At 33.6% G+C, this 14,183-nt stretch carries 14 protein-coding genes; 5 read left to right on the forward strand and 9 right to left on the reverse strand.

Features of this window, described 5'->3' with window-relative positions; translation table 11 throughout:
* Window positions 1-12: 12 nt before the first annotated feature.
* Window positions 13-783 carry a T9SS type A sorting domain-containing protein gene (locus tag DK442_RS14340; RefSeq protein ID WP_109436587.1) on the forward strand — a complete coding sequence of 257 codons (771 nt, stop codon included), beginning with the start codon at window positions 13-15 and terminating at the stop codon, window positions 781-783.
* 94 nt (window positions 784-877) lie between these two features.
* Here DK442_RS14340 and DK442_RS14345 read toward each other — a convergent pair whose 3' ends face one another.
* The 8 genes from DK442_RS14345 to DK442_RS14380 all read right to left on the reverse strand — a co-directional run bounded on the left by DK442_RS14345 (window position 878) and on the right by DK442_RS14380 (window position 9,184).
* Window positions 878-1,687 carry a DUF1080 domain-containing protein gene (locus tag DK442_RS14345; RefSeq protein WP_109436588.1) on the reverse strand — a complete coding sequence of 270 codons (810 nt, stop codon included), beginning with the start codon at window positions 1,685-1,687 and terminating at the stop codon, window positions 878-880.
* Between the two features lie 21 nt (window positions 1,688-1,708).
* Entirely contained in the window at window positions 1,709-2,761 is a 1,053-nt protein-coding gene (locus tag DK442_RS14350) for a sugar phosphate isomerase/epimerase (protein WP_109436589.1), read from the reverse strand.
* A gap of 4 nt (window positions 2,762-2,765) precedes the next feature.
* A complete protein-coding gene (locus DK442_RS14355; protein ID WP_109436590.1) occupies window positions 2,766-3,911 on the reverse strand; it encodes a Gfo/Idh/MocA family protein in 1,146 nt (381 codons plus the stop codon).
* A gap of 148 nt (window positions 3,912-4,059) precedes the next feature.
* Window positions 4,060-5,289 (reverse strand): sugar MFS transporter, encoded by a 1,230-nt coding sequence (locus DK442_RS14360; RefSeq protein ID WP_109436591.1) that lies wholly within the window; start codon window positions 5,287-5,289, stop codon window positions 4,060-4,062.
* 3 nt (window positions 5,290-5,292) lie between these two features.
* Window positions 5,293-6,291 carry a sugar phosphate isomerase/epimerase gene (locus DK442_RS14365; protein WP_109436592.1) on the reverse strand — a complete coding sequence of 333 codons (999 nt, stop codon included), beginning with the start codon at window positions 6,289-6,291 and terminating at the stop codon, window positions 5,293-5,295.
* A 24-nt stretch (window positions 6,292-6,315) separates the two neighbouring features.
* The gene (locus DK442_RS14370; RefSeq protein ID WP_109436593.1) at window positions 6,316-6,951 is read right to left on the reverse strand and encodes a gluconate 2-dehydrogenase subunit 3 family protein; all 636 of its coding nucleotides are present in this window, start codon (window positions 6,949-6,951) and stop codon (window positions 6,316-6,318) included.
* 11 nt (window positions 6,952-6,962) lie between these two features.
* On the reverse strand, window positions 6,963-8,654 hold the full coding sequence (locus DK442_RS14375; protein WP_109436594.1) for a GMC oxidoreductase: 1,692 nt from the start codon (window positions 8,652-8,654) through the stop codon (window positions 6,963-6,965).
* A gap of 23 nt (window positions 8,655-8,677) precedes the next feature.
* Window positions 8,678-9,184: a cytochrome c gene (locus DK442_RS14380; protein ID WP_109436595.1), complete on the reverse strand. Its 507-nt coding sequence runs from the start codon at window positions 9,182-9,184 to the stop codon at window positions 8,678-8,680.
* A gap of 369 nt (window positions 9,185-9,553) precedes the next feature.
* Here DK442_RS14380 and DK442_RS14385 point away from each other — a divergent pair, with 369 nt between their 5' ends.
* Together DK442_RS14385 and DK442_RS14390 are read left to right on the forward strand one after the other, a co-directional pair.
* Complete coding sequence (locus tag DK442_RS14385; protein ID WP_109436596.1) at window positions 9,554-10,438, forward strand: AraC family transcriptional regulator; 885 nt, start codon at window positions 9,554-9,556, stop codon at window positions 10,436-10,438.
* A 141-nt stretch (window positions 10,439-10,579) separates the two neighbouring features.
* Complete coding sequence (locus tag DK442_RS14390) at window positions 10,580-11,002, forward strand: hypothetical protein (protein ID WP_109436597.1); 423 nt, start codon at window positions 10,580-10,582, stop codon at window positions 11,000-11,002.
* A gap of 82 nt (window positions 11,003-11,084) precedes the next feature.
* Here DK442_RS14390 and DK442_RS14395 read toward each other — a convergent pair whose 3' ends face one another.
* Complete coding sequence (locus DK442_RS14395) at window positions 11,085-11,798, reverse strand: LytTR family DNA-binding domain-containing protein (protein ID WP_143917196.1); 714 nt, start codon at window positions 11,796-11,798, stop codon at window positions 11,085-11,087.
* Between the two features lie 163 nt (window positions 11,799-11,961).
* On the opposite strand from DK442_RS14395, the gene DK442_RS14400 reads away from it, so the two are divergent.
* Both DK442_RS14400 and DK442_RS14405 read left to right on the forward strand, forming a co-directional pair.
* On the forward strand, window positions 11,962-13,266 hold the full coding sequence (locus DK442_RS14400; RefSeq protein WP_109436599.1) for a serine aminopeptidase domain-containing protein: 1,305 nt from the start codon (window positions 11,962-11,964) through the stop codon (window positions 13,264-13,266).
* Between the two features lie 85 nt (window positions 13,267-13,351).
* Window positions 13,352-13,759, forward strand: a complete 408-nt coding sequence (locus DK442_RS14405; protein ID WP_109436600.1) for a DUF6855 family protein — start codon at window positions 13,352-13,354, stop codon at window positions 13,757-13,759.
* The last annotated feature ends 424 nt before the right edge of the window (window positions 13,760-14,183 follow it).

A 14,183-nucleotide genomic window follows, 5' to 3' on the forward strand; every position in this document is an offset into this window, starting at 1 on the left:
AAAACCTAAAGCATGAGAAAATTTTTATTATTGATGTTATTCATCGCATGTAACACATTTGCACAAGATTATCAATTGATAGTAAGTGGATATATTGGCTCAGGACCATCTTCTTGCGGTTCTAATAATAATGGTTTAAAATGGATAAAAGCCATATTCGATGATGGGTCAGAAGACTTTTTGTTTAATCAGCCAGGAGGTCAGTTTAGAAATAGAACATATTCTTTTTCTCAGGTATATAGTGAAAATAAACGTTTAGTGGGAGTAAAGTTTAGATCTGTTTCCAGAAGGAGAAGTAGTTTCGGGAGTTGTAGAAGTTCTAGATCAAGTGAAAAGTTAGTAAATGTAAGTTCTCCATCGTTTCACCAGGTTTTTACAAAAAATGAAATTTATGAAAGTAGAATAAATAATGGTTCTGCAACAATAACTGTTGTTCAAACTACAAATGCCATTAGATCAAATCAAAGTATTCTTTTAACTGAAAAAAATGAAAATATATTGAGTAATCAACGTGATAAAGAATCAAAATTATTTGAAACATCAATGTATCCGAACCCATCTCGGGATGGTAAGTTTAGTATTAATATTTCTTCAAAAGAACTAACTCCTGTAGTAGTTCAAATCTTCGATTTGGTAGATAGGAGAAAAGTATTTGAAGAGGTGAAATCAGGAAATACAGAATATGTTTTCGAATTCAATTCTTATCCTCTAAAATCTGGTTTTTATTTGGTTCAAGTTGAATCAGGTGGAAAAAAACAATTGAAAAAACTCATTATAGAATAGTATAATTTAAAATTCGTAGCTTCCAAACCTCACGGGTTTTAAAAATCTGTGAGGTTATTATGTATTGAAACTCACATCATAGATCTTTAAAAAGCTAAAGTTCTCTAACCCAAATATTACGATACTGCACCAAATTACTATGATCCTGTAATTTAATAGGTCCTTTATTATGAGCTTCATTTTTTGGAGGACCAATATATTCTGTAGATCCAAGAATCTCTACATGATCTTGTACCAACACACCATTATGAATTACAGTAAATGTACCTGATTTTGTTTTTTTACCCTCTGTATTAAATTCTGGAGCATGAAAAATAATATCATAAGTTTGCCATTGATCAGGAGCTTTTGTTGCATTTACCAATGGGATATGCTGTTTGTAAACAGCAGTTGCCTGACCATTAGCATAGGTTCTGTTCTGATAACTATCTAAGATTTGCACTTCGTATTTGTTTTGAAAAAATACTCCACTATTGCCGCGTCCCTGACCTTCACCTTGAATAACATCTGGAGCACTCCATTCTAAGTGTAACTGAATACTACCATAATTTTTCTTAGTTTGGATATCTCCGGTTCCTGGTTTTACGGTCATTGTTTTATCAGTATTAAGGGTCCATGCGGCTGCAGTAGAATCTTTGGCAGACATCCAGGCTTCAAGATTAGAACCATCAAATAATACAGTAGCATCAGACGGAATATTGTTATCATTAAAAGAAATAACTTTTGGTTCAGGTTCCCAAACTTCGGTTTCTTTAGGATCCGTAATTTCCTTTTTTGGTGTTTCTACGATTTCTTCTTTTTTGCTATCATTTTCTACTTTATCTTCAACAATAATGATATCTGCTTTTTTGTTACATGATAATGTTATTACAAGTACCAAAAGGAGGTAGATTAATTTTTTCATTGTGGTGTGGGTTTTTGTTGGTTATAATCCTAATATCTTTTTTAGTTGATCTTTATCAATACCTGCTCCAGCAAAATCATCAAATGCTTTCTGAGTAGCTTCTATAATATGATCTTGAATAAATATAGCTCCCTCTCGAGCTCCCTGTTCAGGAGATTTAATACAACATTCCCATTCCATTACTGCCCAAACATCACATCCATATTGTGTAAGCTTGGAGAATATGGTTTTAAAATCTATTTGTCCATCTCCTAAAGAACGATATCGTCCAGCACGGTCAACCCAGTCACTATATCCTCCAAAAGCTCCTTTTTTTCCGGTAGGGTTAAACTCAGAATCTTTTACGTGAAATGATTTAATAAATTCATGATAGTGATCTATGTATTCAATATAATCTAATTGCTGTAAAACGAAATGACTTGGATCATAAAGGATATTTACACGTTTGTGATTTCCTGTAGCTTCCAGAAAACGTTCAAAAGTAATTCCATCATGAAGATCTTCACCTGGATGAATCTCATAGCAAACATCAACACCCTCTTGGTCAAAATGATTTAATATAGGTAGCCATCGTTTAGCTAATTCTTCGAACCCCATTTCGACCAAACCGGGAGGTCTCTGTGGCCATGGATGCATAGTATGCCAAAGCAAAGCTCCCGAAAATGTAGCGTGAGCATTTATACCCAGCCTTCGACTGGCGGTAGCTGCATTTTTTACTTGTTGTACTGCCCATTCAGTTCTTTTCTTAGGATTGTTTTTACAATCATCAGGTGCAAAATTATCAAACATTAAATCATAAGCAGGATGTACAGCTACCAATTGTCCCTGTAAATGGGTAGAAAGTTCGGTTATTTCTAATCCGTAATTGGCAATTTGTCCTTTTAACTCATCACAATAAGTTTGACTTTCAGCGGCTTTGTCTAGATCGATAAGTCGTGTTTCCCATGTAGGAATCTGGATCCCCTTATAGCCTAAATCTGATGCCCATTTACATAATCCGTCTAAAGAATTAAATGGAGCTTTATCGTCCATAAATTGCGCTAGAAATACTGCAGGGCCTTTGATTGTTTTCATGTGATTATATTTTTATCCAATGTGCATTATTTTGACTACTCTCAACAGCAGCATAAATAAACTTCATTCCTCTTACACCATCTTTGGCAGTAGGGAAATCAGGTCGTGCAGAAGGTTGTTTTTTTTGGGTTAATAAGAGTTCTTTGGCAAAACTTCTATAGATGGTAGCAAATCCTTCAAGGTATCCTTCAGGGTGTCCTGCAGGAATACGTACATAATCAGAAGATTCGGGATATCCACCGTTACCTCCTGGAGTGAATACTTGTTTAGGCTGATCCAACCAACGTACTACCAATTCATTTGGGTTTTCCTGATACCATTCGATACTACCTTTGGTACCATAAATTTTTACTCCGAGATTATTTTCTTCCCCAGTAGCAATCTGAGAGAATGTCATTATTCCTTTTGCTCCGTTTGCAAATCGTAAAAGGACATTGCCATCATCATCAAGGGTTCTACCTTCTCCAAAAGCAGAAAGATCCGCGGCAAGTTCTGTAATTTGTGTTCCGGTGATGTATTCAACCAGATTTTCTGCATGAGTTCCAATATCTCCAAGAGCTCCACCAATACCAGATCGCTTAGGGTCGACACGCCAGGCTGCTTGTTTATGATCTGTTTTTTCTAGGGCAGTAGAGAGCCATCCTTGCAAATATTGTACATTGATTTTACGAATAGTTCCCAAATCACCTTTAGCAATCATAGCTTTAGCTTGTTTAACCATAGGATACCCTGTATAGTTATGAGTTAACGCAAAAACTTTTCCAGATGCAGCTATGATTTTTTCAAGTTCAACAGCTTCCTCCAGGGTTAAGGTCATAGGTTTATCACAAATTACATGAAAACCGTGCTCAAGAGCCATTTTTGCAGGAGGAAAATGCATGTGATTGGGAGTAACGATCGCTACAAAATCCATGCGTTCATCTTCTGGTAGTTTAGCTTCTTCTTTGATCATTTGCTCAAAACTACCATAAGCTCTATTTTTTGATATTCCGATAGCTTCTGCAGAAGTTATACTTTTTTCTTCACTACTAGAAAAAGCTCCACAAACTAATGATATCATTCCGTCGATACCTGCAGCTTTTCTATGTACATCACCGATAAAGGAACCGATTCCTCCGCCGACCATTCCCATTTTTAATTTTTTATTCATTTACGTTATTGTTGGTGTAATAAATAATTTTCCGATTTTTTATGTAATAAGATATTCACTCTAATATTACATGATTTTGAATACGAAAAATACAAAATATGGTATTAAAAGAAACGAACTAAATGTCTCATTTTATAGCTTAATTGGTTTATTTTTCATGATCTAATTGAGGTACTCTTCTTGATTCTAATTTTTTACGAGTGAAAAAAAGTATAGCAAATAATAGTATTAACAATAATGGAAAGAATACTATATTGCCTAAAGTCGCTTGTCCTGCCACAAGTTCAGCTGATTCTGGCGACATTCCAGAAGAAAGTGCTTTTGCCCTTTCAGTATCTAACCAGGAACCTATAACTGGTTGCCATATTCCGGTGGCAAACATTCCTGCTCCACCTACTATTGACATGCCTAAAGCTCCAGATTTAGGAATATATTCACTTACAAATCCTATCATAGTTGGCCAGAAATACATAACTCCAATGGCGAATAAAATAGCAGAAATATATACCATTGATCCTGTAGCATTTGACATTAGGTAAATAGCAATAGTGGCTATTATAGATGAAAACCAAAGAACTCCCGTGGGATTAAGTTTATGAATTACAGGACCAGCAAAATAACGTCCTACGGCCATTAATCCAGTTACCATCGCTAAAATAAGCATAGGACTGGCACCAGAACTCCCCAAAATACGTTCTACCCATTGCTGGGTTCCCAATTCTGTAGTTGCTGTAAGTGTCATACATATAGCAATGAAAACGAATAAAGGGGTAAATAAGTTTTTAATATTCACTGAAGTATCGGATACAATATTTTCATTTTTAGGAAAAGTCAATTTGAAAAACATAACTCCATATAGTAAAGTAGGAATTAGCATTAATGCAATTTGTAATTGCCATCCTAAATTGATATCGGTCATAAATTTTGAGGCTAAAGCACCAATAACAATACCTCCTGGAAACCAAACATGAAATTTATTGAGCATTGTAGTTCTGTTTTTGGTATACATGTCTGCAATTAAGGGATTACATGCAGCTTCAACAGATCCATTTGCAAAACCTATAAATAGTGTAGAAATCAATAGCCCCCAAAATCCACTTGCAAAAATTGTAAGTAGTAATCCTGCAAGGTGTGAGATAAAAGCAATTATCATTAATTTTCTTGGACCTAAACTATTGTACACCAAACCTCCAAAAATAGTTGCAATAGGAAACCCCCAAAAAGCCATACTATTTACAAATCCCAATTGTGTATCAGATAAACGAAATTCTGTTCCTAATTGTGCCAAAATACCTGCGCGAATTGCGAAAGTCATTGCCGTAACTACAAGAGCAATGCAACTCGCCGTAAAAAGCTGCGTTTTATTAATTGTACTCATATCTTAGTTAAGGTTTTTGGACGCATTGATTAATAAATCACGAGTCGCAGTAATACCTTCAATTTCACCAAGACGTTCTCCTTCATATTCAACTCCTATAAAACCAGTATATTCAGCTTTTTTTATAATCTCCAGCATTTTTCTATAATCGATTGTAGTTTCATTACCTTCACTATCAAAATCATAAGATTTTGCACTTACTGCTTTAGCATGAGGCATCATTTCTTCTACACCCTGATATTTAGGATATTCTTTAATACAACTCGTACTCCAACGTTCACCGTCTTTACGCTCTAAACAAAAATTACCAAAATCAGGTAATGTACCACAATTGGGTTTATTAACTTTTTGCATTACTTCTGCTAACATAGCCGCGTTAGAAGATAGGTATCCATGATTTTCTACAATAACATTAACATTTTTGGATGCAGCATATTCTGAAAGTTTAACTAGACCATGAACAGATACCTTTACCCATTTTTCTGGATCATTAGTGCCAAATAGATTCACGCGAATAGAATGACAACCCAAAAATTGTGCTGCATCTACCCATTTCTTGTGATTTTCTACGGTTTCATTTTGTTCTTTTTCATCAAGAACTGCTAGGTCTCCCTCACCATCAACCATAATGATTAGATTTTGAATATTAAATTCCTCACTTTTTGATTTTAAAGTTTCCAAAAGTTGTTGCATCGCTTTTTCTGGATTTGGGTCACTTTTAAGATCTTCTTTATATAACTGACTAACATATTCTATCCCCTCAAAACCTAATTCACTTGCTTTTTGAGCAAAATCCTTAGGATCCATTTCTCCTGATTTGATAGCTTTATGTAATGACCATTGTGCTAGTGATAATTTGAAAAAGGGTTTGGATTCTTGTGATGAAACTTCCATAGTGGTGGATTCTTCTTCTTTTTGAGTTTCTGTATTTTCTGAAGTATTTTGTTTGCATGAGCTTAGGATCATAAATACGATAAGCCCTTTTAAGATGGTGTGTTGCATGAATTGTGGTTTAAAGCCTCATGATTAAAGAGACCAGGCTTTGCCTTTGGTTAATTTTTCTAGTGAGTCGCACCCAATTTGTTCTCCTGGTACAGGAGCATAAGCAAGTACATTCTCGCCAATTTCTTCTGTAGTTTTAAACCCCCAAATCGATAACCATCTCACAGCAGATAAGTAATTAAAGATGATTGCTTCTTTAGAAGCGTTATTTAAATCATCAGGATTTTTTACTTGCGACATTTCCTTTTGATATGCTTCTTGTTGTTCTTTAGAAGATCTAAGATATTTTGTTAGAAGAGCATCATATTCTTCGATCTTAATCTTTTTTACTGGTTTATCTTCATTTACTCCTAACGCTTTCATTACATAATCAGCAGTTTTCTTAAATATTTGAGCATCTTTTTCTTTTGCTACTGCATTCATATAACTGTCAATGAACATGGGGACATTTAATGATTTGGCTCCCGGAATATCAGTTTCTGGAATAATAAGATCGACAATTTGATCAAGTACTTTTGCTTCATCTTCAGAAAGCAATTTAGGTATCCATGTTAATTTTATTTCACTGGTACAACTTTGTAATATACTAAGCAGTGTAGGAGTAGCAGCAATATAACCTGCTGATAACCCAATGTTTTTTAAGGCTTCTCTTCTGTTCATAATCTATAGAATTAAGCGTTTTCCTGAATTTGTTTTGCAGCATGTTCTGCTGCCCTTGCTGTAAACGCCATATATGTAAGTGATGGGTTTACACAACTAGCTGAGGTCATAAAGGATCCATCGGTTACATACACGTTTGGCACAGCATGAATTTGATTATGTTTATTAAGGACAGATGTCTTTGGATCATTACCCATTCTTGCGGTTCCCATTTCATGTATTCCTAATCCTATTCCTCCGATATCATCCCAAGGTCTTACATCTTCAAACCCAGCTTTTTTGAGCATGTCCATGGCCTGTTTAACCATATCTTTTCTCATTTCAAGTTCATTTTCTTTGAATTCTGCATCAAAAGTGACTGTAGGTAATCCCCATTCATCCAGTTTGTCATAATCCAAAGTCATTTTATTATCATGATATGGCAAACATTCACCAAATCCCTGTAATCCTATTTGCCATTTCCCGGGTTTTAATACGCTCTCTTTAAGTTCTGCTCCATAACCTAATTCTGCTATTGATTCTCTCCAATCATTTCTACTACCTCCTCCTTGATATCCATAGCCACGTTTGAATGTTTTTTGATCCGTTTCACCTCCAATATTTCTAAACCTGGGGATATAAATTCCGTTTGGTCTTCTTCCTTTATAGTATTTATCCTGATAATTATCAGTAACACCAAAAGCTCCAGCTTTAAAATGGTGATCCATAATATTATGGCCTAATTCTCCAGAATCATTCCCCATTCCGTTAGGGAAACGTTCTGATTTTGATTGCATTAGAATACTTGCAGATGCTATTGCAGAAGCACATAGGAATATAATTTTTGCTGTAAACTCTATAGTTTCTTTAGTTTCTGTATCAATTACTTTTACTCCAGTGGCTTTTCCTGTTGCATCATCATATAATACTTGATGTACAATAGAGTTTGGACGCAAAGTCATGTTTCCTGTTCGTTCTGCCGCAGGAAGAGTAGAGGAATTACTACTAAAATAAGCGCCAAATGGGCAACCTCGCATACATCGATTTCGGAATTGACAATTCATCCGACCTTCAAAAGTCTTTGTCCCGGTGATGTGTGCTGTTCTACCAATAGTTAATAATCGGTCTTTGTAATTTTGGGAGATATTTGATTTTAAATGATCTTCTACGCAGTTTAGTTCCATTGGAGGTAGAAATTGGCCATCAGGTAATTGTTCTAATCCTAGTTTCTCACCACTGACTCCAATAAATTCTTCTACCTTATCATACCATGGCGCGATGTCTTTATATCGCACAGGCCAATCCACGGCAATATCTTCTTTTTTATTAGCTTCAAAATCTATGTCGCTCCATCGATAACTTTGTCGTCCCCACATAAGAGATCGACCACCAACTTGATATCCTCGTATCCAATCAAAACGCTTAGTTTCATTATAAGGATGTTTAAGATCGTTTACAAAAAAGTGGCTGTGTTCTTTATCGGTTACATACCCCGTGCGATGTTGTTTCTCTTGTTGTTTTACATCTTCTCTAGATGGTCTGCCTTTAAATTCTGAATCCCAGGGATCATTATTCATCGTAGTATAATCTTCGATATGTTTTACCATACGACCACGTTCCAGAACTAAGGTCTTTAGCCCTTTTTCACAGAGTTCTTTGGCGGCCCAACCGCCACTAATTCCTGTTCCTACTACGATTGCATCATATTGTGGTTCTTTTTCCATAAATTAACAGTTAGTGGGTAATTTTATTCTTCTAAAGTCCTAAACCATTCTGCCATTGCTCTGGCTTCTTCTTCGGGTATATTTTGATTAATCATTATTGTATTATTATAGGCTTTAAATAATGCTATGGCAACTGGATCTTTCTTTATCATCTCATCAGGATTCATGATCATATTCATTACCCATTCTGGGCTTCGTTTTTCATATATTCCTGCCATAGGAGGGCCTATCATTTTTTTACGAGCCTTGTGACAAGCTGTACATTTTGCTTTAAAAAGCTGAGCCCCTCGGTCAGAGAGTTCTGTATTAATTTGATCTTCAAAAGTTATGGATGATATTGGACCAATTCCTTTATTGTCAAGCATAACAGGAACAGTTGAAGTATTTTGAAGTCCGGTCTTTTTCTCTTCCTTTTTAGTACCTATAGTAATTGTTTCTTTAGTTGATTTCTTTTCTTTTGAACAACTAATAAAACAAAGGAAAAAAAGAGCACAAATACAGGAAATTAATGATGGTATATGTTTAAACATTTTTAAAATAGATTAGTATTGTGGTAATATTAAGTAAAGGGTATTTATATTTAGTATTTTTTAAAAAAGAAAAACTAAATATAAAAGATCATTTGTTTTTTAACATCATAATTAACGATTTATTAGCTTTGTAAAAGGATTAGTAATCTTTAATTCTACACCAAATGGTTTATTGATAATTATACTATTTATACATTCCCGACTCATCCAAATTTATCTCTGGGAGATGGAGCATATATATTATATTAAAATCTAGTTGAATAATTATTTTTCAAATCTATTGTTAAGATTTTATATTCTTTTTAACTCATTGTGCATTTTTTTGCATTAAATTGTCATCAAAACGTTTTTTGATAGATAATTAAGAGTGTGAATAAAGCATCATTTGAAAAAGTAATACCTCCTGAAGGTTCTTCTTTTAAAGCATTTTATTTTAAGGCACCTTTTATGCCTTATGGTGGGCGTTGGCATTTTCATCCCGAATTTGAGATTGTATATTTGCCTTCAGGTAAAGGAAGAAGGTTTATAGGTACTAAAATTAGTCAGTTTACTGACGGAGATTTGGTTTTGTTAGGACCCAATATTCCGCATAATTGTTTTAATGTTGGTTTCGAGTCCGATAACTATGAGGAGTATGTGATCCAGTTTAATGGAGAAGATATAAAGGAAGCCAGCAAATTTTTTAAAGAATTTAATGGTATTGGAGAGCTATTAACAAAAGCACAAGCAGGATTGAGTGTTAATAATAAAGAAAAGCATATCATAGGAGAGGAAATAAAACAAATGATAAATCTTCCTCCATTAGAAAAACTCCTTAAGTTGTTTAAGGTGTTACGACAGTTTGCTGAAGTTTCCTATGAAAGTTTACATGCTAGACAATATTTGTCACTTTCTGTGGTCAATACCGGAAGAGTGAAAGAAATATATGATATTATTCAGAATAATTATCAAACTAATATTTCTACTCGTCAGGTAGCAGAGAAAATAGGAATGACAGAGAGTTCTTTTTGTAGATTTTTTGTAAAAAGCACCGGTAAAACATTTAAACAGGCTGTGACAGAGGTTAGAATTCAAAATGCTTGTAATCTATTAGTTAATAGTGATGCTTCTATAGGTACTATTGCTTTTGATTGTGGTTTTAATAGTTTGTCTCTTTTTAATCGTTTGTTTAAACGAAATATAGATGATACTCCTAATAGTTATCGACAAAAGTATATAAATCACGTACAGGTCTCTTTTCCTAAAATAGCATAACTCAATATTTTTATATACCCTGAAAACAGGGTATTCTTTTTTCACGGAAAAAGGTGTTTGGTAATGGAGTAAGATAATTCAAATTTGTACTATCAATTTGAAATAAGAATTTATCCTAATCATTAACATCAAAAATTAATCATGAAAAAAGTAATTTTAAATCTTTCACTAGTAATAGCAATATTGGCAACAGTATCATGTAAGAATGAAGCAAAATCTGATGCTTCAACTTCTGAGGAAACTACTGAGACTACAGAAACTTCTGGAGATAGAAAAGAAGATAGTGCCGCTACGGAATCAGCAGATGGTGTTCCGAATTTTAGTGACGAAAAAGTTCAGGAATATGTGAACGCTTATGAAGCATATATTGCAGAATATAAAAAAGCAGTAGAAAGTAAAGATATGACAGCTTTTGCAGCACTTGGTGAGCAAGGACAAGAATTAGGACAGAAAGCTCAGGATGTAATGGGGAATCTTTCTGGAGATGATGTTAAAAAGTTAAATGATTATATGCAAGAAAAATCAACACAGTTGCAAGAACTGTCAAAGAAACTGATGCAGTAAGTTTAGTTAGTTACTATTTTAGTTAGTGGGTTGTATCAGCTAGGCCTCATTCTCAAAAAGAATGAGGCCTGATTTATTTCCTTTATTCTGTTTGTAGTTTGTTTTGGTCAAAAGAATTACCAATAGGAATAAATTCACCAGAAATCATTTCTACTGTTTCTGTACTGTATGATTTCATATGATGTCTATTGATGATAAATGATTTATGAATCCTCATAAAATGATTGGGGAGTTGCTCCATACTCTTTTTAAGACTTTGATAGACCGTAATTTTTTTACCATCAATAGTGATATAATTGACATAATTTCCCAATCCTTCAATATGAGTAATGTCCTTAGGTTGCACTCTATAGATACGTCGATTTGATTTTAGTTCGATAGTATTAGTTACCTGGGGTTCACTTTTTGCTTTTTCGATAAAATATAAATTCAATATATATACAGAAGAAACAAAGAAAACTGTACTATTAATTAATACTATTGACCTTACAATAAGTTTTACGCTCAATATTTGGGCAATATTAAATACCTCTTGGTCATCGAAGAAAAAATAAATAAAAAACCGTTGTGCAATGCCAGCAAAACAAAGTAAAACCATATAGGATACTACAAATTTTAAAAACTTCTTAGGCAATAAGAATTGCGGAATTAAATAGAGAATAGTAAAATACACCGCAAAAATTCTGATAGGAAGTAAAATAAACTCTAAATAAAAAGAGGATTTGTAGTCAACGCCCTTAACCCAAATAAAACCAAATAATATGTAGTATAAGATCCAGAATACAACCTGGATCATTATTTTCTTTTTTTCATCTAGTTTTTCAAACACGCTACAATAGGATCATTTAAAACCGCATTTTTAAATAAAATACAGTGGTTTTGGTATAAGTTCATAATTTCACTAGTCCCAAAAATATAAATTCCCCGTGAATATAAAACGCTAATACCACATATAAATCATGAAATATTTTATAAGCATTGTATGGATCTTTTTTCTAATTAATGGAATATATGCTCAAGAGTTAAAAAGAAGAGCATCTTTTGAAGCCAAAATATCTGGCCCAAATAGAAAAACTCCCGGAGCCGAAATAAAAGAAATCACGCCAAATTCTCCTTTGGATAAAGCAGGTTTTAAACCTGGAGATCTCATGATAAAAGTGAACGATAGATTGGTAGAGAATAATGAAGACTGGAGCGCAATACAATATGGAATAAGATCGGATGAAGAAGTTGTTATTGAAGCAAAAAGAGGAAATACAATACAAAGAAAAAAAGTAAAACTATCGGCTTTGCCAAAAGAGGATAATACCGGAGTAGATACTTTTTATGAAACTATTACCAGTGATTACGGAATTAAACAACGAATAATTATAACCAAACCTAAAGGTAATGCTAAGTTTCCTGCAATCTTTCTAGTACAGGGACTCAGTTGCTCGTCTGTAGAAAAATACTCTGGCAGAAGTAATAATTGGGTTAAACTTATTAAGAATCTTGCAGAAAAATCGAATATGGTTTTATTGCGTGTTGAGAAACCTGGAGTAGGAGATAGTGAGGGTGATTGTGGAAAGATTGATTTTTTGACAGAATTAAATGGGTATGAATCTGCTGTAAAATTTTTAAAATCCAAATCCTATGTAGATACAACAAAGATTATTGTTTATGGTAATAGTATGGGAAGTGCATTAGCTCCATATCTGGCCAATACATATGATCTTGCAGGGGTAATTTCTGATGGTACATTCTTCAAATCATGGTTTGAACATATGCTTGAAATTGAGAGAAGAATACTAGAAATAGAGGGTAAATCTCAAGAAGAGATTTATACACTGATGAATGAAGTATACATTCCATTATATTACGGTATGTTAATTGAAAAAAAGAGTTTTGAGAAGATTTTGACGGCTAATCCATTGTTTAAAAAATATCACAGACAAGGGTTATATCATATGTATGGCAGACCTATGCAATATTATCATCAAGTGCAAGATTTCAATTTTGCAGCGCAATGGGAAAAATTAAAAGTTCCAGTTAGAGTACGTTGGGGAACAAATGATTGGATAATGTCTGAAAAAGATAATGATATGATTATTGATGTTCTCAAAAAAGCTGGGCATAAGGACCATAAACTTTACAAGTATCCCAAATTGGATCATTGGTCGACGATTCATCCTGATTATAATGCCAGTTATCACTTTAAACCAGGAAAATGGGAAGAAAAAATTAGTCAACAAATTATAGATTGGGCATGGGGGATTATACAATAGTGAAGTGTAACATTTTATAAAGTAGGATATCTATAGTATAAATTAATAGGCTTGAGTTATTAAAAGCCAATAAAAGCTAACCACTATGCAAAAAAGAACCAAAGACAACCCATGGAAACTAAAAACTCCTCCGCAATCATCATCATACGAAATGTATATTGATGAAAAAGAAGGTAGAGAAATCATTGTATGTACTGTAGGGAAAACTATACTACATTATGATGCCAGAATTATCAATGATTTATATGAAATGTTGAAATCTCATGGGGATTGGATGCTGTTGGGTAGTAAAGATGAAAAAGCAGAAGCAAAAGAAGGTACTGTAGAATTTTGGGGACGATCTTCTGATAATCCAATAGGGGGTTGGTACGGACTTAAAAAAGGACTTAGAGGACGGGTAGGAATGTATGTTCCTCCACTTATGGAAGCATTAGGACTAGCTGAAGTTGAGCATAATAAACGAAATAATAGGATGCGAGCCAAAAAGGATTAAATCTTTTAATCCTTTACAGATATATATTGTTTATTAATATTCCTTATTTATACGTTTCTTGATCTACACCTTTCTCAATAACAGAGAAAGGTGTTTTGCCGTTATCTAAACTTCAAGAAGTATTTGATTTTTAAATTCAGAAGCTTCACTTTTAATTTTGGTTACTTCACTTAGAAGCTTGTCAAAAATAAGAAGCTAAAAATAATATGAATAGTTATGCGAATTTTAAAACTAGATTTATTCACTCATAAATCATAATTCGTTATTTATATTAGTAAATTGATCTCCTAATATGGATTTAGTAAACACCTTATCAATAATATCTTTCCAATCCTTATTTTTTGCTTTTTTGGTCTTTCTGAAGAAGCAAAAAAATCAACCAGATTGGTTCTTGTTTTGTTTTTTCGTTTTATCATTTACTGTT

This window comes from Aquimarina sp. AU119 (assembly GCF_900312735.1).
Taxonomy (GTDB): domain Bacteria; phylum Bacteroidota; class Bacteroidia; order Flavobacteriales; family Flavobacteriaceae; genus Aquimarina; species Aquimarina algiphila.

What these genes read in the sequence shown, in the direction of transcription:
- DK442_RS14340 (WP_109436587.1), top strand. Translation starts at nt 13, where the DNA reads ATGAGAAAATTTTTATTATTGATGTTATTCATCGCATGTAACACATTT.
- DK442_RS14345 (WP_109436588.1), bottom strand. Translation starts at nt 1,687, where the DNA reads ATGAAAAAATTAATCTACCTCCTTTTGGTACTTGTAATAACATTATCA.
- DK442_RS14350 (WP_109436589.1), bottom strand. Translation starts at nt 2,761, where the DNA reads ATGAAAACAATCAAAGGCCCTGCAGTATTTCTAGCGCAATTTATGGAC.
- DK442_RS14355 (WP_109436590.1), bottom strand. Translation starts at nt 3,911, where the DNA reads ATGAATAAAAAATTAAAAATGGGAATGGTCGGCGGAGGAATCGGTTCC.
- DK442_RS14360 (WP_109436591.1), bottom strand. Translation starts at nt 5,289, where the DNA reads ATGAGTACAATTAATAAAACGCAGCTTTTTACGGCGAGTTGCATTGCT.
- DK442_RS14365 (WP_109436592.1), bottom strand. Translation starts at nt 6,291, where the DNA reads ATGCAACACACCATCTTAAAAGGGCTTATCGTATTTATGATCCTAAGC.
- DK442_RS14370 (WP_109436593.1), bottom strand. Translation starts at nt 6,951, where the DNA reads ATGAACAGAAGAGAAGCCTTAAAAAACATTGGGTTATCAGCAGGTTAT.
- DK442_RS14375 (WP_109436594.1), bottom strand. Translation starts at nt 8,654, where the DNA reads ATGGAAAAAGAACCACAATATGATGCAATCGTAGTAGGAACAGGAATT.
- DK442_RS14380 (WP_109436595.1), bottom strand. Translation starts at nt 9,184, where the DNA reads ATGTTTAAACATATACCATCATTAATTTCCTGTATTTGTGCTCTTTTT.
- DK442_RS14390 (WP_109436597.1), top strand. Translation starts at nt 10,580, where the DNA reads ATGAAAAAAGTAATTTTAAATCTTTCACTAGTAATAGCAATATTGGCA.
- DK442_RS14395 (WP_143917196.1), bottom strand. Translation starts at nt 11,798, where the DNA reads ATGATCCAGGTTGTATTCTGGATCTTATACTACATATTATTTGGTTTT.
- DK442_RS14400 (WP_109436599.1), top strand. Translation starts at nt 11,962, where the DNA reads ATGAAATATTTTATAAGCATTGTATGGATCTTTTTTCTAATTAATGGA.
- DK442_RS14405 (WP_109436600.1), top strand. Translation starts at nt 13,352, where the DNA reads ATGCAAAAAAGAACCAAAGACAACCCATGGAAACTAAAAACTCCTCCG.